Here is a 25439-nt window from a genome sequence, read left to right as displayed (position 1 = left end):
CGCATTGTTTAAGGGGCTGGAGCGGGTGAGGGGAATCGAACCCCCGTCGTAAGCTTGGGAAGCTTCTGCTCTACCATTGAGCTACACCCGCATTTCAACAACTTAGCGCTGAAAAGTCCCTCTGTGCGGCGCCGGTTTACAATTCCGGTTTACAGCGGGCGGGGCAGGCAATGCCACGAGCCCCATCCCGCCGTCAACACGCTTGGCCCGCATCTTTTGACATCCACCGCGGTGTCAGACCGCGAGCGATGCGCTTGCCGAGCGCGATCTGGCGGGCGGTGCCATCAACGTAGATGCGGCGGATCCGCGTCACCTCATCGACGGACCACGCCATGATGCTGGCGATCTTGGCGTCGGAGAGGTCGGTCTCGGTCATGAGATAGGTGACGAAGGTGCCGCGGACGTCGTGGAGGTGCTTGCGCCGCTTGCGCTGGGCGCCGCCTTCTCCGCCAGAATCGACGTGCAGGCTGCCGGCGAGCTTGACGATACGCGCCACCTCCTTACTCAGTGTGTCGAGGTTCCAGGGCTCGCCATGGGAATTGACCAGAACCGTATCGACACCCTGTGCCCGATAGCGCCCTTCGAGCAGATCCAGCACGTCGTCCAATTGCGGGATGCGCGGGACCGTGGCTAGATGGCGCCTGCATCGACTGCTTTTCATCGCCTTCTTGACGATGGCGTAATCGCCGACCGACGACCAAGTGACCCGCGTGAGGTCTTCGCGTCGCAACCGGTCACCGAACAGAAGAGAACGGCCTCATAGACCGCGCGATCCTTCTCGCGCGCCGCCTTCTCGAAAGGCCGCCAGATCGTCCTTGGTCCAGAAGATCTCCGCTCTCTGGCCGTTGACGTAGATCTTCCCGATCTTTTCGGCCACGTTGATCTTGAGGTCACCCCGCTGCACCGTGACGCCGTTGTCCGCAGCCGCGGCGTCTCTCGACGCTGGTCGCGCCAGTCGACGACCTTTGCGATCATTCGCGTATCGTTGAAGACTGTCAACGGGACCTTGCCCCACTTGGCGTGAATGGCGCGGACGCTCGAGCCCCAGGCCTTCTGAGTATTGGGCGCCAGGTCCGACCATTCAGGGCTGTTCTGCCATTTGTCGATCAGCGTCTGGATCGTCGTAGGAGCAGGCTTAAGTGCCGCGTCCCGCTCTCGCCTAGCGATGGCAACTTTTTTCAGCGCCTTTATCATCAGCGATGGCTTGCGTCCATCCGCCGACATGACGACCGGACCGCCACGCCACGCATAGACGTACCAGCGGCTGACACCATCGGCCAAACGCTTAAGCACGAAGTGGACCCCCTTGATCACAGGCCAGCTTCCCACTCGTCGAAGATGCCGTTCGGGTTTTGTGAAACGGGCTGAAATGCTCCGCCAGCGCTCAGACGGATCGTGCCGTCCGGCTGCACCTCGATATGCCCGACAGCGAATCCCGCCTTGCTTGCCGCGTCGAGAACGCGTCGAATCGCCGCCGCGCTAATCGGGTTCTTCTTGCGCGATACGCGCACGCCATTTCCCTTTCGAGAACCGATGGTCTCGAAACTGCCCTCATCCTTGCCCTTGTCGGGGCGGATCGAACGGGTGTTCTGATCCGAACGGCCCGCGATGTTCGCGAGGCATTCGTATCCCAACCCGACGGAGTTCATCTCCTCTATTAAGGAGATCAGCGGTTGGACGAACGATGTCGGACTAGGTCGGGTTTCGTCCACCTCCGCACGGCGCGCTGACGCCTGGTGTGCGAGGGGTTCTTTATGATCCAACGCGAGAGCGTGCTCACGGACTGCCGCTGACAGACCCCCGGCCTAGGTGACGACGTTGGCCGAGGGTCCGCCAGCGGTATTCCGGAGATCCTCGTCATCACCGAAGCGCGGCCTCGGCCGTGCTTCGTGGTTCAGCGTGGACTGAAAGCGACAATAAGAAAAGGACCCCCATCGCATTGATTCACATCCATGATGACTTAAAGGTCGGATGAAGCTGCTTGGACCAAGTTGCGGACGCTCGCAGCCGTTCGCTCACTGCCCAAGCGCTAACGCCCATTCTGGCGACCCGTCGCGGCCGAAACTGGGCCGCTTGCTGCCAATCCGGTTCGGACGCGGAAAATCGCAAAAGCTGACATTCAGCGGAGCGAAACGGCTTTCAATTCACACCGAACTGCCCATATCCAATCGTTTTTGTCAGTCTCCGTTCTAGCCGCTCAGTCAGAAGATGATCGCATACCTTTGCCTGGAACTGCTCACAATATGTGATACCTTGTGCAGATCGCTCAAACGTCCTTTTCACATGGGGAACTGTTGTGCGTCACAAGTTGAAATCCGCCGCCTTGGTTGGTCTTGGCTTGACGCTGGCAAGCTTTGCCCCCTCGCTGAGCCTGACATCTCCGGAGGCTTCGGCCCTAGATCCCAGCGAAGTCGCCAAACTGATCTGTGGCTCTCGCGACGGCAGCCTTAGCCTGACCCGAAACCTCCTGATGTCCTCGGCGGCAGCCGCGCCGGCCAGCCAGGCCGCTGCCATCCCGCTGTTTGCCGACCTTACCCGATCTGCATTCCGGGTGACCACGAATTCACCGCAAGCACAGCGCTACTTCAGCCAGGGCCTGCTGTTGACCTACGGCTTCAGTCACGCAGGCGCGGTCCGTTCCTTCCGCGAGGCGCAACGCATTGATCCCGGTTGCGCGATGTGCTGGTGGGGCGAGGCGGTTGCGCTCGGTCCGAACATCAATGCGCCGATGGACGAGCGCGACCGGCCGGCCGCGCTCGGTGCAATCGACCGCGCAATGGCGATGAGGGATAAGGTATCGCCGCTCGAACGCGCGCTGATCGAAGCGCTGGCGCTTCGCTATTCGCGCGATCCCGAGGCAGATCGTGCTGCCTTGGACGCGGCCTACGCCGATGCGATGATCGCGGCTGCGGCGCGTTTCCCGCAGGACGACGATGTAGCGGTGCTGGCGGCCGAGGCGGCAATGGACACCAGTCCCTGGAACTACTGGGAAAGCGACAAGAGGACACCGATCGGCCGCAGCGGCGATGCGGTGCGACTGGTCGAAAGTGTCGTCCGCCGCAATCCCGCCCATGCGCAGGCCGGCCACCTCTACATTCACCTGCTGGAAGCGAGCGATCCGCAGCGTGCCGAAGCTGCCGCAGATCGGCTGTCGGTTCCGTCAGCGCCGACTGCGGGTCATCTCGTGCATATGCCAGGGCATATCTATCAGCGGCTCGGACGCCATGCGGATTCGATCCGGGTGAACGTAGCGGCTGCCAGGGCTGACGAGGCCTTCATTCGCGGCACCAACGACCAAAGCCTGGTCCGCTATGGCTATTACCCGCACAATATCCATTTTATCGTGACCTCGGCGCAGATGGCGGGCGACATGCGCACCGCCATCCGCGAAGCGCAGCGGTTACGCACCGTGCTCGACCCAGAGACCTCCGCCCGGATCGCGTGGATCCAGGCAATCGACGCGGCGCCGTTCCTGGCCATGGCCCAGTTTGCCAAGTCGACAGCAATCCTGGCGATGCCCGCGCCCGATCCGCGACTGCCTTACGCCGCAGCGATGCGCCACTTTGCCAGAGCCATCGCCCAGTCCCGGCTAGGCGACCAGTCCGGCTTCGAGGCGGAACTGGCGGCGATTAACCGGCTAAAGGCTTCAAATGCCTTCGCCGGAATGATCGAACAAGGTGTTCCGGCGCCCGACCTACTTGCGCTGGCGGAGGCCGTCGCACGCGGCAAGCATGCCACGGCCCAACGTCGGTATGCGGATGCGATCGGCTATTTCCGCAAAGCCGCGGCGATCGAGGCGCGATTGCCCTACCAGGAACCTGCATACTGGTACTATCCGGTCCAGCAGTCTCTCGGCGGGGCCCTGTTCCTTGCCGGCGATTACCGCGCTGCAAGTCAGGCCTTCCGTGCAGCTCTGGTGCAGACCCCTGACAACGGCTGGATTCTCTATGGCCTTGCCCGAAGCGAGGCCGCGCAAGGGCACAAGCTCGAAGCCGCAGCGGCCCGGCGGGCATTCGACAAGGCCTGGCTGGGCGACAGGCGCTGGCTTCGGATGGAGCGCCTGTAATCGGACGGCTGGCGTTGGCACATTCGACCTACCGGCGTTCTGGCTGCCCTCGTGAATATCCAGTTCGCTGGCCGATCATCCGGCGCCGGCCAATTCCGAATGTCCGGCATCGCGGCCGTCCGATGCAGGATATACAAAAACGGCGCAATCGCGCCCCCGCTCCGTAGTCTGCGACGGGATAGTTCGACGCAGCCATTTCTCCTACCTGTTTAAACACGAAGGGGTGAGGGCTACGCGGTTTAACTAGAGGTCCTTGCTGGGCGACCTGCGGAAAACGCCCTGTCTGCGACACGAACCCCGAAGCGCTTCGGCACCTTTCGCGACATGATTGCGAGCTAGCCGTCCAACGCCTCACGTATCTTGGCAGCAAGCTGATCGATCCCGAACGGTTTGGCCAGAAAGTTGGTCCCGGGATCGATCACGCCATTGTGGACGATCGCATTGCGGGTGTATCCGGTCGTATAGACGACTTTCAAATCCGGCAGTCTCTTGATTGCCTCGTCGGCGAGCTGCCGTCCCGTCATCTCCGGCATAACGACATCGGTAAAGAGCAGCGTGACATCCTGCCCGGCATCTATCAAGGCTAATGCCGCTGGGCCGCTGGCTGCGTGAAGGACGGTATAGCCCAACTCCCGCAACGCTTCCGTGGAGAAGTTGCGCACGCGCTCCTCATCCTCCACCACCATGATGATCTCATCGGGCGATCCAGCACGTGCAAGAACCGGCGCGCGCCTCGTTACAGGCTGCATCTCTCCATCTAAGGTACGCGGCAAGTAGACCTTGATCGTTGTCCCATGACCGACCTCCGAATAAATTTTGACGTGACCGCCAGATTGGCGGACGAAGCCGAAGACCTGGCTAAGGCCCAGGCCCGTGCCCTTGCCGACGCCTTTAGTCGTGAAGAAGGGTTCAAAGGCCTTTGCCAATACCTCTTGTGACATGCCCGTACCGGTGTCGCTCACGGCTATCATGACATAGTGACCGTCCGGCACCTCGGCTTCCAGCGCGTAATCGGCATCGACATCGGCATTGCCGGTTTCGATCGTCAGGCGCCCGCCATCGGGCATCGCGTCGCGGGCATTGACCGCCAGGTTTACGATGACGTTTTCAAGCTGGACCGGATCGGCAAGCGTCTTCCATAGACCGGGCGTTAATATCGTTTCGAGTCGCACCCGCTCACCCAGCGTTCGAGCGAGTAGTTCTGTCAGACCGTTGACCAGGCGGTTCGCGTCGATGCTTTCGGGCGCAAGCGGTTGCTGGCGCGAAAAGGCTAGCAAGCGCTGTGTCAGGGCGGCGGCACGTGTTGCGCCTTCCATGGCACCGTCCATAAAACGCTTGATGTCGGTTTCACCCCGGTCCAGCCGGCGCTGGGCAAGGTTGAGGCCGCCGATGACGACAGCCAGCATGTTGTTGAAGTCGTGGGCGATACCACCGGTAAGCTGGCCCACTGCTTCCATCTTCTGAAGCTGACGAACTTGCAATTCGGCAGCGGAGCGCGCCGTAGCCTCGCTCTTGATTTCAGTGCTTGCTTCAACAAGCGCCGCGTTCTGCTTATTGACCAGTTGGTTGAGCCGCATCACGGCTTGCGCGCGGTCCACTGCCAACCATGTTAAATCGACTACTTCCTTGGCCAGCGCAATCTCCGCCGCAGTCCAATGCCTTACTTCGGCGTGGTGCAGATACATACCCGCTTGCCAGACGCCTTCTTGCATAAGCGGCACACACACGCCCGAGAGCACGCCCTGATCAGCCAAAGGAAGGAAATCATGCTCATCATCATGTCGGCTGTCGCTGAACACCAGCGTCTTTCCACGCCGTCTCAACTGCTCGGCGCGCTTACCGAAGCGGCTAACGGGTTCGATGCCCGTCAACGGAGCCAATGTTCCGTCCGTCCAGTTACAACCATGGCGAAGATGTTTGGCGCCGACCAAACGGTAATAGCCGACTCTATTGATGCCGAGACGGTGCCCGAGCATTTCGGCGGAAAGCCGTATGATAGCCTCGGGATCGCTCAGCTTGCGCTGAGCTACCGTCAGGTCGATGACGAATTCACGTTCCGCCTTAGCCGCTTTCAGGGCCAGATCGGACACCATGCGTTGGGTGATGTCGTAGCTGGCACCCGGAAAACGAACGCATTTGCCCTCGTCATCGAAAATACAGCGCCCTTGCGCTGCAACCCATCGGATCGTGCCGTCCTTGTCGAGTAATCGGTACTCAGAGGCGAAATTACCGTCGCCGGCCATCACCCTTCCGATTTCCGCCTGCACACGCGGCAAATCGTCGGGATGGATACCGTTGAAAAACTCGGCAATCGGCGCGCCTTTTGCCGCCTGATCAGGCTCGACGCCGTAAAGAGTGGCGAACCGCGTATCCGCAGTCAGCCGATCGTTGATGACGTCCCAATCCCAAACGCCGATGCTGTTGCCTGCCGATAGTGCCAGTTGCAGGCGATCGTCAGCCGCATCTCGGTCGCGTTCGGCGACCACGCGCGACGTGGTCTCGCCCGTGACGCAGAATAAACCTGCAATGCTACCAGCGTCATAATACGCTGGCGAATAAGTGAAGGTCCACCAACTCTCCTCAGGCGCTCCGCTGCGGCTTACATCAAGACGCATGTCCGTTACGATCTGGCTCTCGCCGGCAAGCGCTGCATTCACCAGTGGTTCGATATCGCTCCAGATAGTCGCCCAAACCTCACGAAACGGCCGACCAAGCGCGCTCTGGAGCCGATAGCCGAGGATCGGCCGATAGGCATCATTGTAGAAGCATCGCAGGTCCGGTCCCCATGCGAGGAACATGGGTGTCGGACTGGCCAGCATTAGCGCGAGTGTCGTGCGTAGCGCGGGCGGCCACCCCTCTATCGAGCCTAATGGCGTCCCGGACCAGTCGCGGCTCGCAATCTCGAGTCCGGTAACGCTTGTATCGTTGAGGAACATGTACCTGGAATCTGTTGAAAAACTTTGTCTTCGACTTCCCTAGCAATCGGCGAGCGCCTTTGCAGCCCCTTGAAGCTCGACATGTTTTGACGTGCCAAAACTCTTCTGTGGTTCAGCCTCGCCCGTGCCGCTTACGATCGCTCCAATGCTGCAATCTGTCCGGGCGGAAAGGCCAACATTGCGGCCAGATTGCGCCCGCTAATTTGATGTCCATTTTTAGGCGGTTGTCGTCGCAGTTTCGATGACCGAGATTGGGCGCGAAGCTGCCGCGATACTTCGGCTGAACGAATGGCGGCTTGGACAGCCTTCAAGTGAGAAAGCTGCCGTTCCGCTGACCCGCCTGTGGTGGCCATATTCGGTAGTCGAATGCGGGACTTTTAATCCCACCGGAACCTTAGCGGATGACCGGTTTCGGGTTGCGGCCGCAGGTTTTCGAACGGCCGCAAACAGGTGCCACGTGCGCCACGATTCGTACATTCAAAGCGACTGCCGAGCCATTCAGCAGCGCTTGCATAATTGTACGCCTTGCTGTGCAACGCGCAGACAGACGGGTTGTGCGGCGACGCGAAAACATTGGCTTAGCGATTGGCGTAAATCGGTCAGGAATCCTGTCTCCCCGACCAATCCTTCGAAGACTTAGCGCTTTAGCGGTAGATGCGTTTTACACCGGTTTACACGCGCGGCCGGAACGCGCCGAAATCTCGGTCGGTTGCTGTCGCCACGATGCTGGCGCAATCGCTTTCGATCTTGCTCGATGACATACCAAACCCGCCATTCCCGAGCGTTCGATCGCCAAACGGCGATTGCGGATGTACGCCCCACAAAGCTGGCTCAACCATATTGAGGGCAGTTGGGGTTTCTCAGAGTAAGTCACGCCATTGCGACCCGATACCCGCAGATACATCGCCGCATCGAACAGCGTTTGCGATGGACAGGTTAGCGCTACCTTTAGTAGGACAAGAAAAACAAAACACCATCTAACGGGAGAGCGTCGTTGAAACCTGTCGGAGAAATGTGGCGCGGTATGCGCTCGGTACGGGGTCGGGCCTATAATGCTGGGGTGGCGCTGTCCGTCGCCCTGTCGAGCCCCGCTCATGCTCAGAACGATAAAATGGCGCCTATCCCGATCCCGGCGCAGCCTACGGCGATCGAGCTTGGCACGGGTCCGTTGCCGGGCGCGACCGCTTCGGAGGCCTGGCATAGCCAATATGGTAGCGTGTTCGCGCGGAACGTCACGGTTGCCACGCTGACCCCATTTTTGCCCGATCCAGCCAAGGCGACGGGCGCCGCCGTTATCGTTGCGCCCGGTGGCGGTTTTCGAACGCTGTCGATGGAAAATGAAGGGTGGGACGTTGCCAAGGCACTTGCAGCGAAGGGAGTGGCGGCGTTCGTTATCAAATATCGCCTGAACCAGACCCCGGCTGATATGGCCGCGTTCGAACGCGCATCAGGACCGCGGCCGCCGTCGGGCGGAGCACGCCAGGCGCGGCCAAGCCCCAGCGAGATGATGGCCAATCTGGGCCCCCAGATTGCGGATGCACGGGCAGCGTTTGCGCTGATCCGTCGTCGGGCGAATGAATGGCGGGTCGACCCGGACCGCATCGGAATGGTTGGATTTTCCGCCGGTGCGATGCTGACGATGGCCACCACATTGGCGGGGCAGGACGCGAAGCCCGCGTTCATCGGCAACATTTATGGCCCGGTTGCGCCAGTTTCCGTGCCCGCCGACGCGCCGCCATTGTTCGTGGCGCTGGCCGCTGACGATCCGCTGTTTACCGATAGCGGTTTCGGCCTGGTTGAGGCGTGGAAGTCAGCGAAGCGTCCCGTCGAATTCCACCTTTACGAACAGGGTGGGCATGGCTTCGGTATGTATCAAAAGACGACGACCAGCACAGGCTGGTTCGATGCCTTCGCCCGGTGGCTGGACATGCATGGCCTGTTGAAGCCCAAGGGTTGATCGCGGCGGGGTTATCCGCGGCGGGCGAGGGAGGGGCTGTTCATCGCGGGATGAACAGTCCCTTTTCCGTCAGGTCTGCGCGCGGGCAAAGGAAGTGCGGTCCAGCGTGACCCTTCGACCCGGCTGCAGCGTGACGTCGACCCGGCGTCCCATTGCGCGAACCTGAAGTTTACCGGCGATTTCAGGGCTAAGGGTCACTCGGTCCAGCGCTCCACCGCGCCAGGCAAGATCAACCGTGCAGCGGCCGCGTGCGCGCAGGCCGCTGATGCGTCCCGAAGGCCATTCCCGCGGGAGCGACGGTAGCAACTCAAGCACGTCCCCATGGCTGTGCATCAGCATCTCGACCACGCCCGCTGCGCCGCCGAAATTGCCGTCGATCTGGAACGGCGGGTGTGCGTCGAACATGTTGGGATAGGTACGTTCGGGGCCGAGCAGGAACTTCAAAATGCCATGCGCGCGTTCTCCGTCGCGCAGGCGCGCCCACAGGTTGATGCGCCACGCCGTGGCCCAACCGGTTGCCCGGTCGCCGCGAATATTCAGCGTTCGGGCCGCCGCAGACGCCAATTCGGGCGTATCATCGGTGCTAATCTGGTGCGAGGGATAGACGCCGTAAAGATGGGACACATGCCGATGGTCCTGTTCGGGCGCGTCGGCATCCCAATCCTCCTGCCATTCCTGCAACTCTCCACGCTTGCTGATCTTGTAGGGCGCCAGACGCGCCCGTGCCGCCCTCATTTCGGCCACTAGCGGGGTGTCGATCGCGAGCAGCACGGCGGCTGCTGCGGTCTGGTCGAACAGGTCGCGCAGGATCGCCATGTCCATCGTCGGCCCCGCACACAGCGCGCCGCCATGGCCGTGCTGATTTTCCGGGCTGAGCGACGGATTAGTGACCAGAAAGCCGGTTCGCGGATCGCGCCGAAGCGCGTCGAGGAAGAAGCGGGCGGAACCTGCCATCAGCGGATAGACGGATGCCAGGAAGGCGCGGTCGCGGGTATAGTCGTAATGCTCCCACAAATGGGTGCACAGCCACGCACCCCCGGTGGGCCACATGCCCCATGACGCGCCGTCAATCGGCGCAGTCGCGCGCCACAGGTCGGTGTTGTGATGAACCACCCAACCGCGCGCGCCATACATCTCTCGCGCGGTGCGCGCGCCCGTTTCGGCCAGATCGCGCACCATCTGGACCAGCGGCGCGGCGCATTCGGTCAAATTGGTCGAATGGGCGGGCCAGTAGTTCATCTCGGTATTGATGTTGATCGTGTATTTGGACTGCCACGGCGGGTTGAGGCTGTCGTTCCACAGGCCCTGAAGGGTCGCGGGCTGGCCGCCCGGTTGGGAGCAGGCGATCAGCAGATAACGCGCATATTGGAAGTACAGCGCCGCAAGCGCGGGGTCATCGCTCTCCTGGGACTGGCGGATACGTGCATCGGTCGGTTGGTCGGCCGCAGCGGTTCGGCCCAAGTCGATCGACACGCGCCCGAACAACCGGCGATGCTCTGAAGAAGCGTCGGCGGCGATGCGATCGAAACCGCGCGTGACGGCTTTAGCCAGCGTGGCCGAAGTCGCCGCCGCAGGATCGCCCGACACATCGTCAAACCGGCGAAAGCTGGTTCCCATGGCCAGCAACAGCGTAACGCTGTCCGCCCCGCGGATGCTGACGCTGCCATTCGCCGCCGGTGTGACACGCCCCCCCTTTGCCGACAGCGCCAGCCGTGCCGCAAAGCGCAGCCCGGCGTCCACGCCGCTGGCCGGGCGGTTTGCTCCCTCCAGCACGATTTCGCGCGCGGTTGACCGGGTCGCGGCGCCCTCATGCGGGGTGTCGAGTGCCACATCCACGTCGAGCGTGCCGGGCCTCGATGCGCTGAGCCGCACTGCAATGACCTGATCCGGTTTCGATGCGATGACTTCCCGCAGATGCGTGACGCCTCCGGCGGTGAAGCGGGTGGTGGCGATGGCGGATTCGAGATCGAGTTCGCGGTGATACTCGCTAGGCTCGGTAACATCGGGAAAGGTCAGGCGCAGGTTGCCCAGTGCCTGATAAGGCATCTGAACCTTTGGCCGGCCAATCAGCGCCTCGTTCGTCAGCGCCTCAGCTTCCTCGATCCGCCCTGCAAAGATCAACTCGCGCACCTTGGGCAGCGCCTCACGCGCCAAGGGGTTGACCGGATCGTAGGGCTGGCCTGCCCACAACGTCCCTTCGTTCAGCTGCAGCCGTTCCTCGCGCGTGCCGCCGAACACCATCGCACCTAACCGACCATTGCCCACGGGCAGCGCCTGCGTCCATTCAGTCGCGGGCTGGCGGTACCACAGCGTCGTGCGGCGGCGCGGATCGACGGTGCGGGCGGTGCCGTCCATCGAAAGCATGACCGTCCCGGCGGCCATCGCGGCCATCGTCTGCCTGCGTGTCAGCATCCTTATTCCCCTCCGTCTTTTCGGCGATGCTAAAGCGGCGGAGCGGGTTTGACGATGCCAATCCCACGGGCGGCGGCAATTAGCAGCAGGCGCGCCGGCTGATCAGGCGGGCATATGCCTGCTGGCTGAGGCAGCGAAGCCGGTCTTCAGGCGGGTCATCAATTCCTGTGCGCCAAAGGGCTTGGTCACGATCGGCACGTCGTCAAAACCGGTGGGCAGATGATCGCGGCCATAGCCGGTAACGAACAGGAATCCGGTGCCGCGTTCGATCAGGGCGCGGGCGATCGCATCGACTGGCTCACCCTGAAGATTGCCGTCGAGCAGCACCATGTCGAACTCTTCAGTCGTGATCGCGGCCAGCGCTGCATCGCGCGTTGCGATCGGTCCCACCATGGTGATGCCGTGATCGTTCAGCAGATCGCCGATCTCCATTCCGATCAGCGGTTCGTCTTCGACCACGAGAACCCGCTTAGGCAGGTCAAGTGCATGGTCGGCGGCATCGGCAAGGGTCGCCACGACCGGTCCCAGCGCCTCTGCCGAAGCCGCCGGCCCGCGGGGACGCGCGTCATAGGGAAGGGTGAAGTGCCAGCACAGCCCTGCTTCCCCATATTGCGCCTGCGCGGTGCCGCCCTCAGCCCGCAGGCTGCGCTCGATCAACGCACTGCCAAAACCCCGGCGAGTGGGGGCCTGAGCAGGCGGGCCGCCCCGTTCGCACCAGCATAGCGACAGCGTGCCGCCCTGCACCGACCATTCAAGCTCGACCCGCCCGCCCGGCACCGACAGGGCGCCATATTTATGGGCGTTGGTTGTCAATTCATGCAGCACCAGTGCCAGATGCAGTGCGGGTTCGGGCTTCAGGTCCAGTTCCGGCCCGGTCGCGACCAGCGTGCCGGCCTCCATCGTGCCGGTCTGGATCTGCCCCTCGATCAGCTCGCGCAGGCTTGCGCCCTGCCACGTCGTGCTGCTGAGCAGCGAATGGGCGCGAGCCAGCGCATGGATGCGCCCGATAAAGGTTGGCGCAAAGTCCGAGGGGCCAGTCGAGTGGCGCAACGTCTGCGTCGCAATCGCCTGAACCGATGCCAGCGTGTTCTTGACCCGGTGGTTCAGCTCACCGATCAACAGCCGCTGGGTCGCCTCGGCCCGTTTGCGGGCGGTTACGTCCAGGATCTGGACGTTGACCGAAACCAGCGCTCCCTCTGCATCCAGCAGGGCGGAGCAATAGCATTCGCAGTCCAACCGCGTGCCGACCGCTGTGCGCAACGTGAGCGCCTGCATGTCGCGAAGGCGCTCGCCTGCGATCATGTCCCCGACCAGCGTACCGATCGCAGCAACGCCCTCAGGCTCAAGCCAGTTCGTCTCACCGATGGTAAAGCCGGCGACCTCAGCCGAGCGCCAGCCAAGCAGGCGCTGTGCCCCCTTGGACCACGCCAGAATCCGCAGATTAGCGTCCAGTTCGACGATTGCCAGCGGCGAATTGTCACGATGCGCCTGAAGCCGGGCGAGGGCGGCGGCGTGCTGGTCGCGCTGTTTCGCCAGTTCGCGGCGCTGACGGAACAGTTCGACAAAGACGGCCACCTTGCTGCGGACGATCTGGGTGTCGACAGGCTTCAGCAGATAGTCGATCGCGCCGGTTTCATAGCCGCGGAACTTGCGGCGCTCATCGGTTGCGACGGCGGTCAGGAAGATGATTGGAACGCGGCGGGTGCGTTCAGTCCCGCGCATCAATTCCGCCAGCTCAAAGCCATCCATGCCCGGCATCTGCACGTCGAGCAGGGCAAGCGCCACATCCTCGACCAGCAGGATCTCAAGCGCCTCCATCCCCGAACGCGCCTTTTTGAGGACGACATCCTCACCCGCGAGCAGCGCCTCGAGCGCGTTCAGGTTTTCGGGCACATCGTCGACGGCCAGAATTGGGACAGGTTCAGGCCGCATCGGCGACCTCCGTTAGATCGACGGTGTTGCGACGATAGATTTTCTCGCCCTCTTCGAAATCGGCAAATGCGCCAGCATAGCGGGAGAAGCGCAGGGTTTCCCGCGCGCCCAGTCCCAGGAATCCGCCACGTACCAAGGACTGGCCGAACAGACCCAATGCCCGATCCTGAAGGTTCCGGTCGAAATAGATCAGTACGTTGCGGCTGGATACGAGCTGGACCTCGCTGAATACCTCGTCCGTTGCCAGGCTGTGCGCGGCGAACACGGTGCGTGCGCGCAACGACTTGTCGAACACTGCCCGGCCATAAGCGGCGGTATAATAATCGGACAGCGAACTGCGCCCGCCCGACCGGCGATGGTTCTGAGTGAAGCGGGGAATGCGCTCCAGCTCATAGACCCCGGCCTCTGCCTGCGCCAGCGCGGCCGGGCTGATGTCGGTACAATAGAAGATCGTCCGATCCTCCAGCCCTTCCTCTCGAAACAGGATGGCCAGCGAATAGAATTCCTCGCCATTAGCGCACCCGGCGATCCAGACCTTGATCGACGGATAGGTGCGAAGATGCGGTACCACCTTCTCACGCAGCGCGCGGAAATAATCAGGATCGCGAAACATCTCGCTGACCTGAATGGTCAGATATCCCATTAGCGACGTGAATGTCGCAGGCTCGCGCAGGATGCGGTGCTGAAGCTCCGAGAGGCTCTCGCACCCGAAATGCTGCTGCGCACGCGCCAGCCGGCGGTGGAGCGAGCCTTGCGAATAGCCGCGAAAGTCGAACTGATAATGCCGCCAGATCGCCTCCAGCAGCAGGTCCAGCTCGATTTCCTCATGCGGTTCGAAGGTTTCCGGATCGATCATCGCGGCATCCAGACGCGCACCAGGCTGAGCAGCTTGTCGACGTCGAGCGGCTTGGCCAGATAATCGTTGGCGCCGGCCTCCACACATTCCTGCTGGTCGCGTGCCATCGCCTTCGCGGTCAGCGCAATGATCGGCAGTTGCTTGCCCCATACCGACTTGCGGATTTCCCGCGTGGCGGTCAGCCCGTCCATTTCGGGCATCATCACGTCCATCAGTACCAAGTCGATCGGGTCCGATTCCCCGGCGCTGGCGCGTTGCAATGCGTCCAGGCCCTCGCGCCCGTTGCGGGCGATCTGCACCGACACGCCATGCGGCTCGAACACGCTGGTCAGCGCATAGACGTTGCGGATATCATCTTCGACAATCAGGATACGGCGGCCCTCAAGCGTGGAATCGCGACCCAACGATTTGGCGATCAGTTGCTGCTGCGGTTCGGGCAGTTCCGATACGACCTGATGCAGGAACAGGGTGACTTCGTCGAGCAGTCGTTCGGGGGACTTTGCGCCCTTTACGATGATCGATTTGGAATATTTGCGCAGCCGCAATTCCTCGTCCGGATGCAGGTCGCGACCGGTATAGACGATCACGGGCGGGAAGCCGACGCTCTCATCCGCGCTCAACCGTTCGAGCAGGTCGAGGCCCGACGCATCTGGCAGGTTCAGGTCCAGCACCATGCAGTCAAAGGTCTCGCGCCCCAGCATGTCGAAACAGGTCGCGGCCGAATGGGTCTCGATCGTCTCCACATCGCGGCTGGCGAGCAGCAGCTTGATGCTTTCGGCCTGCTGGGCATCATCCTCGACCACCAGCACGCGGCGCATCCGCTGCGACATGCGTGCCTCCAGCCCCTCAAGCATGTCGATCAGCTGTTCGCGCCGCACCGGCTTGAACAGATAACCCATCGCGCCGCTCGACAGTGCGGCCTGGCTGTCGTCATCGACTGAGACGACATGGACAGGGATGTGCCGGGTTGCCACGTCGCGCTTGATCCGGTCCAGCACCGACAGGCCGGTATGGTCGGGCAGGTTCATGTCCAGAATGACGGCGTGCGGCAGATACTGGCGCACCATCAGCGCGCCTTCATCGGCGGTCCCGGCGATCAGGCACTGAAATCCGAGTTCATGTGCGATGTCGGACAGGATCCGGGCAAAGACCGGATCATCCTCGACCACCAGGATGACGCGTGCGTCGCCGCTCAACCGCTCACGATCGTCCTCGACATAGGTGCGGCGCGGCAGGCGGGTCGGGTTCGGGTTGGACGGCTGCATTCGCCGTTCGACCGCGGGCTGTACCGGACGCGGTACCGGCGGGGCGGCAGAGGCGTCGAAGCGTTCGGGGAGGATCAGCGTAAACGCGCTGCCTTCGCCCGCGACGCTTTCGACCGCGATCTCGCCGCCAAGCAAGCGCGCCAGTTCGCGTGAGATCGACAGGCCCAGGCCGGTGCCGCCATATTTGCGGCTGACGGTGCCGTCCGCCTGGCGGAAGGCGTCGAAGATCAGCTGCTGCTTGTCGGACGGGATACCGATCCCGGTATCGCGTACGGTAAAGCCGACGCGACCGTCGTCCTGACGTGCGACCGACAGCGCGACTGAACCGCTGTCAGTAAATTTGACCGCATTCGACAGGAAGTTCTTCAACACCTGTTCCAGACGCTGCGGATCGGTTTCGATCTCAACCGGAGCACCGGACTCTGCGTCGGCCTCGAACACCAGCCCCTTGGCAGCGGCAGAGGGGCCGAACACGGCCTTCATCTTGTCGAGCACGGGCGACACGCGGACCGGCCGCAGCTGCAATTCCAGCTTGCCCGCCTCGATCTTGGAAATATCGAGAATGTCGTTGATCAGCGCCAGCAGGTCGTTGCCTGACGTTTCGATCGTTTCTGCGTGCCGCACCTGCTCGGGCGACAGGTTGCCATTGCGGTTCTCCGCCAGCAGGCGTGCCATGATGAGCAGCGAATTGAGCGGCGTGCGCAGCTCATGGCTCATATTGGCGAGGAATTCGGATTTGTAACGGCTGGCCTGTTCCAGATCGCTGGTCTGCGCTTCAAGCGAGGCGCGCGCGCGGGTCAGGTCGTCGCGCTGGATCTCCAACTGCTGGGTCTGTGCCCCAAGCTCGGCATTGCTGCGTTCCAGCTCGCTTTGCTGTTCTTCCAGCCGGGCGGCGGCTTCCTCAAGCTGGCGAGTCTGTGCCTCCAGCTCTTCGTTGCTTGCGCGCAGTTCGTCGCTCTGTGCCTGAAGCTCCTCCGACTGCTGGCGCGTTTCATCCAGAAGCTCGCGCAGCCGTGCGCGATATTTGGCCGACCGAACCGCGACGCCCAGCTGTTCGGACACCCGCTCAAGCAGCAACTCCGCATCTTCGGGCATCTCACCCTCGGCAAAGCCCAGCTCGATCACCGAATTGGCGGTGCCGTCGGCAATAGTCGGCGCGATCAGCAAACGCGAAGGGCGCGAGCGACCCATTGAAGAGCCGAAATAAAGGTAACCCTCCGGCACCGCGTCCAGAACGAAGCGGCGCTGGTCGGCAATGGCCTGTCCCATCAGTCCGTCGCGTTCCCCGATGGTCTGGGGCAGGGGCGCGTCGGCCGGGACGCCATAGGTTGCCCGCCGTTGATAGCCTGCTCCATCGTTCACGAACATCGCGCCCGCTTGGGCGTTCAGATATTCCGCGAGGTATTTAAGGGCGTTATGCCCCAATATTTCCAGCGATTGTTCGCCGCCGACCGCTTCAGCCAGCCCAACCTGACCTATTTGCAGCCATTCCTGTCGCTGCACTTCCGTTCGGTTGCGAATGAACAGATAACCGGTGACCGCCAGTACCCAGATGACCGAAACGCCGATGGCGCGGTTCGCCATTGCCACTTCGGGGCTGACCCCTGCGGGTGCCAGGCTGAAACCGGCAATCGTCAACAATGTCGCAAACGCAGCCACCACGGCGGGGGTTTGTGGCCGCTTGGCCAAATAGGCGATGACCGTCGGGATCAGATAGGCGACCCAAACCGCCGTGCCGAGCGGCATGATCGTGTCCGCCGCAAACGGCAGCAACAGCAACAGGCCTAATAGGCCATATATTATCGGCTCGCGTCTCGCGGGGCTGGTCATGAAATCACAGTTACGGCGTTTGAACGACAATCGAAAGCATTTCATTATGCGGTCGGCGCTTACGGCGACCTACAGGATGGTCAGTGCGCCTCGATCCACCGGTGCAGTAATTCCGGCCAGACCTCGACCGGCTTGCCACGCGCGCCGGCGATACCGAAACCGTGCCCGCCGACTGAAAACAGGTGGCAGTCAACGCTGATACCTCGCGCCCGTGCAGCCGCGCGCAACAACAGCGTATTTTGGACCGGCACGGTGGCATCGTCCTCCGCATGGACCAGGAACAGCGGCGGCGCGTCATCCGGCATGGTGCGATCGGGGGAGTGGATGGCTTCCTGTTCAGGTGTTGCCGCGGCGCCCAGCAGCTTCTCCCGTGAGCCGCCATGAGCCACCGGCAGGGTCATGGTAACCACCGGATATATTGGCGCGGCAAGCCATGGCCGCGCCGAAAGCCGGTCCGCGCCGTCGATCGGCGCATAGGTCCGGACCGCGAAACGCGTCGCCAGATCGGCGCAGAGATGGCCGCCCGCCGAGAAGCCGATGGCCATCAGCTTGGCCGCATCGAAGCCATATTCGCCGGCGCGCGCGCGGATCAGCCGCATCGCACGTTGCGCGTCGGACAGGGGGACATTGCCGCGATCGGCCCAGCCTTCACCCGGCAGGCGATAGAACAGGACGAACACCGTATAGCCCCGCGCTGACAGCCAGCGGCCGAGCTCATACCCCTCCTTGTCCACGACCGTCACGCTATAGCCGCCGCCGGGCGTGACCATGACGGCCCGACCGTTCGAGCGGACGGGGCGGAACACCGCTAGACGTGGCCGCGTCACGCCCCTGACAAAGCGGTCGCTGGTCGCGGGGCTGCTACCCCTTTGAACCGTCTCCTCGATGAGACCCGGCGGCGGGTTCAGTACGCCCTTGGGCCACAGATCGATGGTTTCAGCGGGATCGGCCAGCGCGGGTTCGATGCCAGCGTCAGAGGGCGGTGGCGTCTGACCTGCCAAGGGGGCGGCAAGGCTGCCCGCACCAATGGCCAGCAGCGAACGGCGATCAACCTTCATTTACCCCCCTGTCGTCCGGCTTTCTCGATAGAATTGCCGCATCCAAACTGAAAAAGGGGGCCGAAATTTGGCCGTGGCGATCAGGGGGCAACGGGGAGACAGTCTGCGCCCGCGCGCTTGACCGCGTTGCAGGCGCGCGTTGCTTCGGCGCTTGATCCGAAAGGGCCGGCGAGCAGCCGCGTGACGTCACCCGACTTGACGTAAAAGGGTTGTGCCCCGGCCAGCGCGCCGCCGCTCGACAGTTTGCCCCAGAGAGTGCGGGCATTTCCGTCGTCACGGAAGGCGCCGAGTTGCACGCGCCAGCCACCGCTTGCGGCGGCGGTGGATGGCCGTTCCGTCCTTGCCGGCGCCGCTGAAGGCGCGGCCGCTGGACGGGCCGGGGTGCCGGATCGAGGCACCGGCGTGCTCGCCACGGCTCTTGTGGGCGTGGCGCGTTCGTAACGGCGGGCCAGTGCCACGCCTTCCTCTCGCTGCTCCTTGGTCAGGAAGCGCTCCATCTGGGCCAGAGAGCTTGCCGCCTGCGGCATGCTCGCAGCCTTTGCACGGGTCATCAGCGCATAGGCCCGCACCGGATCTCGGGTAACATTGTCCCCGTTGTACAACATGGTTCCCAGCACGAACTGCGCCCGCGCGCCGCCGCGAGCTGCAGATTTTTCCAGCCATGGCAACGCTTCGGCCCGCCGGTTTGCGCGGAACAGCACCAGCCCCAGATTGTCGCCAGCGCGATCGTGACCCTGGCTTGCTGCCTTTTGATACCATTGCGCAGCCAAGGCCGTATCTGCAGGCACGCCCCGGCCGAGCTTATAGGCTTGCCCCAGATTGAACTGGGCATCGGCATCCCCCGCAGAGGCCGGAGCGCGCCAATGTTGGACCGCCCGTTCATAGTCACCCTTTGCCCAGGCATCGACACCTGCCGTGACCTGAGCGGGCTGGGGCGACGGCGTGGCCAAGGGCACGGATAGAAGCGCCGTCACCAGCAGCGGCATATACATAAGCGATCCCCATGGGCGGGTTGCGGACAGGCACCACCGGCAAACGGCCGCGACCCCGATCGCGTTCGTGGCAGCGCGGTAAACCGGGATTAACGTCTTTTTATCCGATCGGATGCCATTTGCCATGCTGACTGGTGGGCTTCAGGGGATTTTATGCGCGTTCTGGCGATGGCGTCGCAGAAAGGTGGTTCTGGAAAGACGACGCTTTCCGGGCATCTGGCGGTGCAGGCGGAACGTGCGGGCGCGGGGCCGGTGGTGCTGATCGACATCGATCCGCAGGGCGGATTGGCCGATTGGTGGAACGCGCGCGAGGCGGAGGCGCCGGCATTTGCCCAGACGACGGTTGCACGTCTGGCGTCGGACCTGGAAATCCTGCGCCAACAGGGGTTCAAACTGGCCGTCATTGATACCCCGCCGGCGTTTACCATGGCCATCCAGAGCGTCATTCAGGTGGCCGAGCTGGTCGTTATTCCAACGCGGCCCAGCCCCCACGACCTGCGCGCCGTCGGCGCAACAGTCGACCTGTGCGAACGCGCGGGCAAGCCGCTGGTCTTCGTATTGAACGCGGCGACGCCAAAGGCGGCAATCACCGGGGAGGCGGTGGTGGCCCTGTCCCAGCATGGCACCGTCGCCCCGGTCACCGTCCATCACCGCACCGATTTCGGCGCGTCGATGATCGACGGGCGCACGGTGATGGAGATCGACACCAAATGCCGTTCGGCAGCGGAGATCGAATCGCTGTGGCTGTATATCGCCGACCGGCTTGAGAAGAATTTTCGCCGCACCGTCTTTGCCGCGCCTGCGACCGGCGGGCTGGGCTTTGGTGGGATGCGGCCGATGGGCAGCTTTGGTCGCCGGGGTGTGAACTGATCCTATGCCGATGTCACGCGCGCTGAAACGTCCCGCCTCGCTGTCGCCTGGCCTACTCGCCCGCAAGGGACAGGCCCGGCCCGCGATGCGTCCGCAGACGATCGCTCAACCCGTCGTGCCGGTCGAGAACCCCGCGGCCGAAGGCCCGCCGCCGGTCCTTGAACAGCTTGCTGCTCAAGGTGCCGTGCACCGCGACGGCGTTGCACTGACACTCGATGCCGAGCGGCTGTCGCGGTTGAAGCTGGCAAGCGCGGCACAGGGGCGCTCCGCACAGGCTGTAATGGCGGAAGCGCTGGACGAGTATCTCGCATCGCGGTTTGCACCTGAGGCGCCATCAGCGGGGCCCTGCGATCCTGACGGCAATCGTTGATCGGGGGACGGGCAATGCACTGGGGCAAGCGATTGGGGTTTGGTATGGCCGTCGCTGGGGCAATGACGACGCTGCCGCTGAACCTGTCGACCTCCCTGGCGGCGGTGCAGGACGCAGCGGCGCAGGAACGGGCAGCTGACAAGCAGGCGCGACTGGCTGAAAAGGCGCTCGAACGCCATCGCAACGAGGAAGCTGTGGGCCGGGCCGAACAGACGGTGCTGCTCGCGCCGCAGGACGCAGGTTACCGCGCTTTGCTGGGGCGTGCGTATCTGGCGGCGGGACGTTTCGTCTCCGCTGCTCAGGTGCTTGAGGAGGCGCTGGTCCTGTCGCCCGGTGATGGCCGGGTGGCGCTGAACCTGTCGCTGGCGCGGATCGCGCTTGGCGATCCGGTATCGGCGCGCCGTTTGCTGGATGATCATGCCGCGGCGATCCAGCCTGCCGACCGGGGACTTGCCATCGCGCTGGCGGGCGATCCGGGCGCGGGGATCGAGGTGCTGGGCGCGGCGGCGCGAGCGCCGTCAGCGGATGCAAAGGTGCGTCAGAACTTGGCGCTCGCGCTCGCGCTGGCGGGGCGCTGGCAGGAAGCGCACGTCATCGCCGCGATCGACCTGTCCCCAGCGGATGCGATGAACCGGATCGTCGAATGGGCGCGGTTCGTCCGGCCGGTTCATGCGTGGGATCAGGTGGCGTCATTACTGGGCGTCACGCCGGTCGAGGACGGCGGTATGCCGGTCCAGTTGGCGTTACGGCGACCGCAGCAGCCAGCCGCCGTGGCAGCGCCTGCGGTGGTGCCGACACCGGCGAGCGAGCCGCCCGCGGTTAGCGAAGCGGATGTCGCAGGGCAGTCCCAAGACAAGCGCGTCATCTTCGCCGCGCCACAGGAAGTCGTTCAGGCGATGCCGTTGCGCCTTGCCGTGCCGCCGCGCGCGGTTGAGGTCAAAGTCGCTGCCCGGCAGCCGGCCGATGGCCGCTACTATGTTCAGCTGGGCGCGTTCGAAAGCGCGGCGATCGCTCAGGACGCCTGGCGCCGGTTGAACGACAGCGTGCCTGCACTTGCGCGGCAGACGCCATATGGCGCGACCGCCAATGTCGGCGGCGCCCATTTTTATCGCCTGTCGGTCGGCGGCTACACGCGGGCCGATGCAAATGCGCTGTGCCGCGATGTCCGGGCCCGTGGCGCAAGTTGTTTCGTGCGCAAGAGCGTCGGCGAAGTCGCGGCGCACTGGGCCGGCGAGGTTCAACTCGCCGCCCGCTGAGTTTGGTTAGGGGGGAGAGGGGGTGTCAGGCCGCGAGCCTGATGCCCCCTTTTATCGTCTGAAGCACGCGGCCCTGAACCGGCAGGCCGTCGAACGGCGTGTTGCCGGCACTTGCGACCATCGCGTCGCCCACGATCTGCCACGGTGCACCGGGATCGAGCAGCACCAGATCGGCGGGCGCGCCGACGGCCAGCGTCCCGGCATTCAATCCCATGAGGCGCGCGGGCGTTGCGGCAAGAAGGTCGAACAGGCGCGGATGTGACAGCCCGGCGTCGCGCGCCAGCCCCAGCGACAGGGCGAGCAACGTCTCGGCTCCCGACATGCCTGGCGCGGCATCGGTAAAGGGCAGGCGCTTTTCCTCTGGCCCACGCGGGTCGTGCCCCGAACACAGAACGTCGATCGTGCCATCGGCCAGCGCCGCCAGCGCGGCTTGCCGGTCGCCCTCGTTCCGCAGCGGCGGAGACAGGCGCATGAAGGTTCGGAAGTCGCTCATCGCCAGGTCGGACAGCAGCAGGTGCGCGGGCGTGATGCCACAGGTAGCGCGCACACCGCGCGCCTTCGCCCTGCGGATCAGGTCGAAACCTGCAGCGGTTGTCACCTGACGGAAATGAACGGCGGCGCCGACATGTTCAGCCAGCATCAGGTCGCGGGCAATCGCCAGCGCTTCGGCTACGGGCGGTGCGGCGGACAGGCCGAGCCGGGTGGCAGTTTCCCCCTCCGTTGCGACAGCGCCTGCGGTCAGGGTGGCGTCCTCGGCATGGGTGATGACCGTCAGGCCCAGATCGCGGGCATAACCCAGCACCCGGCGCATGACGCTGGAATCGGCGATCCAGCCACGCCCGGTCGCTACCGCACGCGCGCCCGCTTCGGCATTGATCGCCATTTCGGCCAGATCGACACCCTTCAGCTCGCGGGTCGCGGCGGCGATGGGATGGACCCACAATTCGGGCTTGCCGATGGCCGATGCGCGCTGAACGATCCCCGGATCGTCCAGAATTGGTGACTGGTCGGGCATCAGGCCGATGCGCGCGATGCCGCCTGCGATACAGGCCGCCTTGTCGATGGCGAACACGCCCAGATCGACCAGGGCGGGCGCCAGCATCTTGCCACGACAATCGACGATCGTGGCATCGCCCGGCACGTCGACCGCGCCGATGGCGGCGATGCTGTCCCCGGCGACGAGCAGCGTACCGTCGCGCTCTCCGCTTGCGGGGCAGATCAGCCGGGCGTTGATATAGGCGGTTACGGTCATGCCCAGCCCGCCACCCGGCGCGAGCGTCGGGTCAGTACGTCCAGGCACGCCATCCGTACCGCCACGCCCATTTCGACCTGTTCGGTAATTGCGGAGCGGCCGGGCAGGTCGGCGACGGAGGAGGTGATCTCGATCCCGCGGTTCATCGGTCCCGGATGCATTACCAGCGCGTCGGGCTTGGCGCGCGCCAGCCGTTCGGGGGTCAGGCCATAGCGGCGATGATATTCGCGGGTTGACGGGATATAGGCGCCCGACATCCGTTCGTTCTGAAGCCGCAGCATCATCACCACGTCGGCGCCCTCCAGCGCGGCATCGAAATCGGTGAAGGGGGTGACGTGCATCGCCTCGATGGCGGCGGGCATCAGCGTGGTCGGCGCGACCACCCGCACCTCTGCCGCCAGCGCCGTCAGTGCGAGGATGTTCGACCGTGCCACCCGGCTGTGCAGAATGTCGCCGCAGATCACCACGCGCTGTCCCTGAACCTGTCCGCGGCGGCGGCGGATGGTCAGCGCATCCAGCAGCGCCTGGGTCGGATGTTCATGTGCGCCGTCCCCTGCATTCAGCACGGGGCAATCGACCTTATCGGCGATCAGGCCGACGGCGCCGGATGCCATGTGGCGGATGACGATCACGTCGGCGCGCATCGCGTTCAGCGTGACCGCGGTGTCGATCAGCGTCTCGCCCTTTTTCACGCTGGATGCGGCGACGGTCATGTTGACCACATCGGCGCCCAGCCGCTTGCCCGCAATTTCGAACGACAACAATGTGCGCGTCGAGTTTTCGAAAAAGGCGTTGATCTGGGTCACGCCCTCCAGCCTGCGGTCGCTTTTCGCGCGCGCGCGGTTCGCCTCGATCCACTGTTCGGCTTCGTCGAGCAGAAAGGTGATTTCGTGCGGCTGGAGCCCCGAAATACCGGTCAGGTGGCGGTGCGGAAAAACGGCGCCGCCGGGAAGCTGGGCCGAGGGGCGATGATCGGAAGGGGGTTGCATCGGGGCTGGCGGTTATCCGGGCGCGCAGAGCGATGCAAGCGGCGGCCGATCAGTCGTCATCATCGCGCCATTCGCGTTCCTCGCGCTTGCGACGGCGTTCTTCCTCGCGCAGGCGGCGGCCTTCCTCAGCCTCTTTCTTGCGCATCTTGCGGCCGTAATTGCGGTCCGCCTCTTCCTGGCTGGTGGTGGCCCAGTCCACAGCCTGTCCGGTCGCCTTGACCGGCAGCGTCGCCACGTCCCATGCGGTCTTGGCGATGCAGCCCCCGCTCAACAGCGGCAGCGCCATCGCCGCCAGTGCCATTCCGATACGCATGTCACTTTTGTCCCGAACCCTGCGCCGCGTCGCGCGCCGCCACGCCATCATAAGGGAAATCGGTAAAGAAACCATCGACTCCGGCCGCGATCTGGCGCGCGATTTCATCGTGTACCCGCCCGCGCGCGCGTGGATCGGTGCCGACCCGGTCGCCCAGGGGCAGAAAGACGTTTTCGGCACGAATAGTCCACGGATGGACCTGCAACCCCGCCGCATGTGCCGCCGTCACCAGTCCCGTTGGCGTGCCGTCGTCATCGACCGTCAGGCGCTTTTCGGGGCCGATGCCGTCGGCATAAGCGGCGATGGCGCGAAGCCCGTCGGGCGTCAGCATCGCGGCATAGCTGGGCACCGCCCCGTCCACCGGAGCGCCCGCACCGACCATAAGCTGGATCAGACGCAGCCGCGTCATGCGGCGCAGGGCCTTTAGATTATTCACCTCGAACGACTGGATGAAGACTGGCGCTTCGGGCGAGTCCCATCCGGCTGCGTGCAGTTGTTCGACCAGCCGCTTTTCCATCGGCTTGCCGATCGACGCGAAGTAGCTGGGATGCTTGGTTTCTGGATAAATGCCGATCGTTCGCCCGGTTTCGGTGGAGCGGCGCTTCGCCAGTGCAATCACTTCCGCCAGTGTCGGGATTTCGAAGCGGCCGTCATATTCCGCATTCTGGGGCCGAAGCTGGGGCAGGCGTTCCTTGGCGCGCAGCGTCTTGAGTTCAGCGAGGGTGAAATCCTCGGTGAACCAGCCGGTATGCGATTGGCCGTCGATCACCTTGGTCGCGCGACGATCCGTGAATTCGGCGCGGGTTGCGACGTCGGTCGTGTCGGTGATGTCGTTTTCGTGCCGGGCAACCAGTACATCGTCCTTGGTCAGCACCAGATCGGGTTCGATGAAATCGGCGCCCACCTCGATCGCGCGGTCATAGGCGGCAAGCGTGTGTTCTGGCCGCTCCCCGCTGGCGCCGCGATGGGCGATGACGATGGGTTGCGCCTGTCCGGCGCCTATTGCCGCGATTGCCATTGCCGCGAACAGGGCGATGCCCATCTCCGAAACCCCTTCATGATGCAGGGCGTTAGCATCGCCCCCG

At 63.7% G+C, this 25439-nt stretch carries 19 protein-coding genes and 1 tRNA gene; 5 read left to right on the top strand and 15 right to left on the bottom strand.

The window, feature by feature from the left end:
* Nucleotides 1-17 precede the first annotated feature (17 nt).
* The 4 genes from ACAX61_RS00515 to ACAX61_RS00500 all read right to left on the bottom strand — a co-directional run bounded on the left by ACAX61_RS00515 (nucleotide 18) and on the right by ACAX61_RS00500 (nucleotide 1649).
* Nucleotides 18-91 (bottom strand) — tRNA-Gly (locus ACAX61_RS00515).
* A gap of 102 nt (nucleotides 92-193) precedes the next feature.
* Nucleotides 194-730, bottom strand: a complete 537-nt coding sequence (locus ACAX61_RS00510) for a site-specific integrase (protein ID WP_370712879.1) — start codon at nucleotides 728-730, stop codon at nucleotides 194-196.
* Nucleotides 731-757: 27 nt separating this feature from the next.
* Nucleotides 758-904: a hypothetical protein gene (locus tag ACAX61_RS00505; protein WP_370712878.1), complete on the bottom strand. Its 147-nt coding sequence runs from the start codon at nucleotides 902-904 to the stop codon at nucleotides 758-760.
* A 406-nt stretch (nucleotides 905-1310) separates the two neighbouring features.
* Nucleotides 1311-1649, bottom strand: coding sequence for a hypothetical protein (locus ACAX61_RS00500; protein WP_370712877.1), 339 nt, complete (start codon nucleotides 1647-1649; stop codon nucleotides 1311-1313).
* 659 nt (nucleotides 1650-2308) lie between these two features.
* Here ACAX61_RS00500 and ACAX61_RS00495 point away from each other — a divergent pair.
* On the top strand, nucleotides 2309-4066 hold the full coding sequence (locus tag ACAX61_RS00495) for a tetratricopeptide repeat protein (RefSeq protein WP_370712876.1): 1758 nt from the start codon (nucleotides 2309-2311) through the stop codon (nucleotides 4064-4066).
* Nucleotides 4067-4401: 335 nt separating this feature from the next.
* On the opposite strand, the gene ACAX61_RS00490 is transcribed toward ACAX61_RS00495, so the two are convergent.
* Nucleotides 4402-7002, bottom strand: a complete 2601-nt coding sequence (locus ACAX61_RS00490) for a PAS domain-containing hybrid sensor histidine kinase/response regulator (RefSeq protein WP_370712875.1) — start codon at nucleotides 7000-7002, stop codon at nucleotides 4402-4404.
* 1012 nt (nucleotides 7003-8014) lie between these two features.
* Here ACAX61_RS00490 and ACAX61_RS00485 point away from each other — a divergent pair.
* On the top strand, nucleotides 8015-8959 hold the full coding sequence (locus tag ACAX61_RS00485) for an alpha/beta hydrolase (RefSeq protein WP_370714859.1): 945 nt from the start codon (nucleotides 8015-8017) through the stop codon (nucleotides 8957-8959).
* A 69-nt stretch (nucleotides 8960-9028) separates the two neighbouring features.
* Here ACAX61_RS00485 and ACAX61_RS00480 read toward each other — a convergent pair whose 3' ends face one another.
* The 6 genes from ACAX61_RS00480 to ACAX61_RS00455 form a co-directional block, all read right to left on the bottom strand.
* Nucleotides 9029-11371, bottom strand: a complete 2343-nt coding sequence (locus ACAX61_RS00480) for a glycoside hydrolase family 95 protein (RefSeq protein ID WP_370712874.1) — start codon at nucleotides 11369-11371, stop codon at nucleotides 9029-9031.
* Between the two features lie 102 nt (nucleotides 11372-11473).
* Nucleotides 11474-13303, bottom strand: a complete 1830-nt coding sequence (locus ACAX61_RS00475; protein WP_370712873.1) for a response regulator — start codon at nucleotides 13301-13303, stop codon at nucleotides 11474-11476.
* Complete coding sequence (locus ACAX61_RS00470) at nucleotides 13293-14159, bottom strand: CheR family methyltransferase (RefSeq protein ID WP_370712872.1); 867 nt, start codon at nucleotides 14157-14159, stop codon at nucleotides 13293-13295. Before ACAX61_RS00470 ends, ACAX61_RS00475 begins: the two co-directional genes overlap by 11 nt.
* Nucleotides 14156-17254: a response regulator gene (locus tag ACAX61_RS00465; protein WP_370712871.1), complete on the bottom strand. Its 3099-nt coding sequence runs from the start codon at nucleotides 17252-17254 to the stop codon at nucleotides 14156-14158. The genes ACAX61_RS00470 and ACAX61_RS00465 overlap by 4 nt, the downstream gene beginning before the upstream one ends.
* 80 nt (nucleotides 17255-17334) lie before the next feature.
* Nucleotides 17335-18312, bottom strand: a complete 978-nt coding sequence (locus tag ACAX61_RS00460; RefSeq protein WP_370712870.1) for an alpha/beta hydrolase — start codon at nucleotides 18310-18312, stop codon at nucleotides 17335-17337.
* Nucleotides 18313-18392: 80 nt separating this feature from the next.
* Entirely contained in the window at nucleotides 18393-19304 is a 912-nt protein-coding gene (locus ACAX61_RS00455) for an SPOR domain-containing protein (RefSeq protein ID WP_370712869.1), read from the bottom strand.
* Between the two features lie 153 nt (nucleotides 19305-19457).
* Between ACAX61_RS00455 and ACAX61_RS00450 the strand changes: the two genes are divergently transcribed.
* Genes ACAX61_RS00450 through ACAX61_RS00440 form a run of 3 tightly spaced genes read left to right on the top strand, consistent with a single transcriptional unit; the run spans nucleotide 19458 to nucleotide 21800 of the window.
* The gene (locus ACAX61_RS00450; protein WP_370712868.1) at nucleotides 19458-20174 is read left to right on the top strand and encodes an AAA family ATPase; all 717 of its coding nucleotides are present in this window, start codon (nucleotides 19458-19460) and stop codon (nucleotides 20172-20174) included.
* A gap of 4 nt (nucleotides 20175-20178) precedes the next feature.
* Entirely contained in the window at nucleotides 20179-20544 is a 366-nt protein-coding gene (locus ACAX61_RS00445) for a ribbon-helix-helix domain-containing protein (protein WP_370712867.1), read from the top strand.
* Between the two features lie 44 nt (nucleotides 20545-20588).
* Nucleotides 20589-21800 (top strand): SPOR domain-containing protein, encoded by a 1212-nt coding sequence (locus ACAX61_RS00440; RefSeq protein ID WP_370712866.1) that lies wholly within the window; start codon nucleotides 20589-20591, stop codon nucleotides 21798-21800.
* 25 nt (nucleotides 21801-21825) lie between these two features.
* Here ACAX61_RS00440 and ACAX61_RS00435 read toward each other — a convergent pair whose 3' ends face one another.
* The 4 genes from ACAX61_RS00435 to ACAX61_RS00420 are packed head-to-tail and all read right to left on the bottom strand — an operon-like array spanning nucleotide 21826 to nucleotide 25396.
* Entirely contained in the window at nucleotides 21826-23052 is a 1227-nt protein-coding gene (locus tag ACAX61_RS00435; protein ID WP_370714858.1) for a dihydroorotase, read from the bottom strand.
* Nucleotides 23049-24041, bottom strand: a complete 993-nt coding sequence (locus ACAX61_RS00430; protein WP_370712865.1) for an aspartate carbamoyltransferase catalytic subunit — start codon at nucleotides 24039-24041, stop codon at nucleotides 23049-23051. The genes ACAX61_RS00435 and ACAX61_RS00430 overlap by 4 nt, the downstream gene beginning before the upstream one ends.
* 49 nt (nucleotides 24042-24090) lie before the next feature.
* Nucleotides 24091-24354, bottom strand: coding sequence for a hypothetical protein (locus ACAX61_RS00425; protein WP_370712864.1), 264 nt, complete (start codon nucleotides 24352-24354; stop codon nucleotides 24091-24093).
* Between the two features lies 1 nt (nucleotide 24355).
* Complete coding sequence (locus ACAX61_RS00420; RefSeq protein WP_370712863.1) at nucleotides 24356-25396, bottom strand: glycerophosphodiester phosphodiesterase; 1041 nt, start codon at nucleotides 25394-25396, stop codon at nucleotides 24356-24358.
* Nucleotides 25397-25439: the final 43 nt, after the last annotated feature.

The sequence above is a fragment of the Sphingomonas sp. IW22 genome, from assembly GCF_041321155.1.
Classification (GTDB): domain Bacteria; phylum Pseudomonadota; class Alphaproteobacteria; order Sphingomonadales; family Sphingomonadaceae; genus Sphingomonas.
This window is presented reverse-complemented; position numbering and strand designations above follow the sequence as displayed.

Bases quoted from the DNA above. Each gene is read 5' to 3' on its own strand.
- ACAX61_RS00500 (WP_370712877.1), bottom strand. From the start codon at position 1,649: ATGAACTCCGTCGGGTTGGGATACGAATGCCTCGCGAACATCGCGGGC.
- ACAX61_RS00490 (WP_370712875.1), bottom strand. From the start codon at position 7,002: ATGTTCCTCAACGATACAAGCGTTACCGGACTCGAGATTGCGAGCCGC.
- ACAX61_RS00485 (WP_370714859.1), top strand. From the start codon at position 8,015: ATGTGGCGCGGTATGCGCTCGGTACGGGGTCGGGCCTATAATGCTGGG.
- ACAX61_RS00480 (WP_370712874.1), bottom strand. From the start codon at position 11,371: ATGCTGACACGCAGGCAGACGATGGCCGCGATGGCCGCCGGGACGGTC.
- ACAX61_RS00475 (WP_370712873.1), bottom strand. From the start codon at position 13,303: ATGCGGCCTGAACCTGTCCCAATTCTGGCCGTCGACGATGTGCCCGAA.
- ACAX61_RS00470 (WP_370712872.1), bottom strand. From the start codon at position 14,159: ATGATCGATCCGGAAACCTTCGAACCGCATGAGGAAATCGAGCTGGAC.
- ACAX61_RS00465 (WP_370712871.1), bottom strand. From the start codon at position 17,254: ATGACCAGCCCCGCGAGACGCGAGCCGATAATATATGGCCTATTAGGC.
- ACAX61_RS00460 (WP_370712870.1), bottom strand. From the start codon at position 18,312: ATGAAGGTTGATCGCCGTTCGCTGCTGGCCATTGGTGCGGGCAGCCTT.
- ACAX61_RS00455 (WP_370712869.1), bottom strand. From the start codon at position 19,304: ATGTATATGCCGCTGCTGGTGACGGCGCTTCTATCCGTGCCCTTGGCC.
- ACAX61_RS00450 (WP_370712868.1), top strand. From the start codon at position 19,458: ATGCGCGTTCTGGCGATGGCGTCGCAGAAAGGTGGTTCTGGAAAGACG.
- ACAX61_RS00445 (WP_370712867.1), top strand. From the start codon at position 20,179: ATGCCGATGTCACGCGCGCTGAAACGTCCCGCCTCGCTGTCGCCTGGC.
- ACAX61_RS00440 (WP_370712866.1), top strand. From the start codon at position 20,589: ATGGCCGTCGCTGGGGCAATGACGACGCTGCCGCTGAACCTGTCGACC.
- ACAX61_RS00435 (WP_370714858.1), bottom strand. From the start codon at position 23,052: ATGACCGTAACCGCCTATATCAACGCCCGGCTGATCTGCCCCGCAAGC.
- ACAX61_RS00430 (WP_370712865.1), bottom strand. From the start codon at position 24,041: ATGCAACCCCCTTCCGATCATCGCCCCTCGGCCCAGCTTCCCGGCGGC.
- ACAX61_RS00425 (WP_370712864.1), bottom strand. From the start codon at position 24,354: ATGCGTATCGGAATGGCACTGGCGGCGATGGCGCTGCCGCTGTTGAGC.
- ACAX61_RS00420 (WP_370712863.1), bottom strand. From the start codon at position 25,396: ATGGGCATCGCCCTGTTCGCGGCAATGGCAATCGCGGCAATAGGCGCC.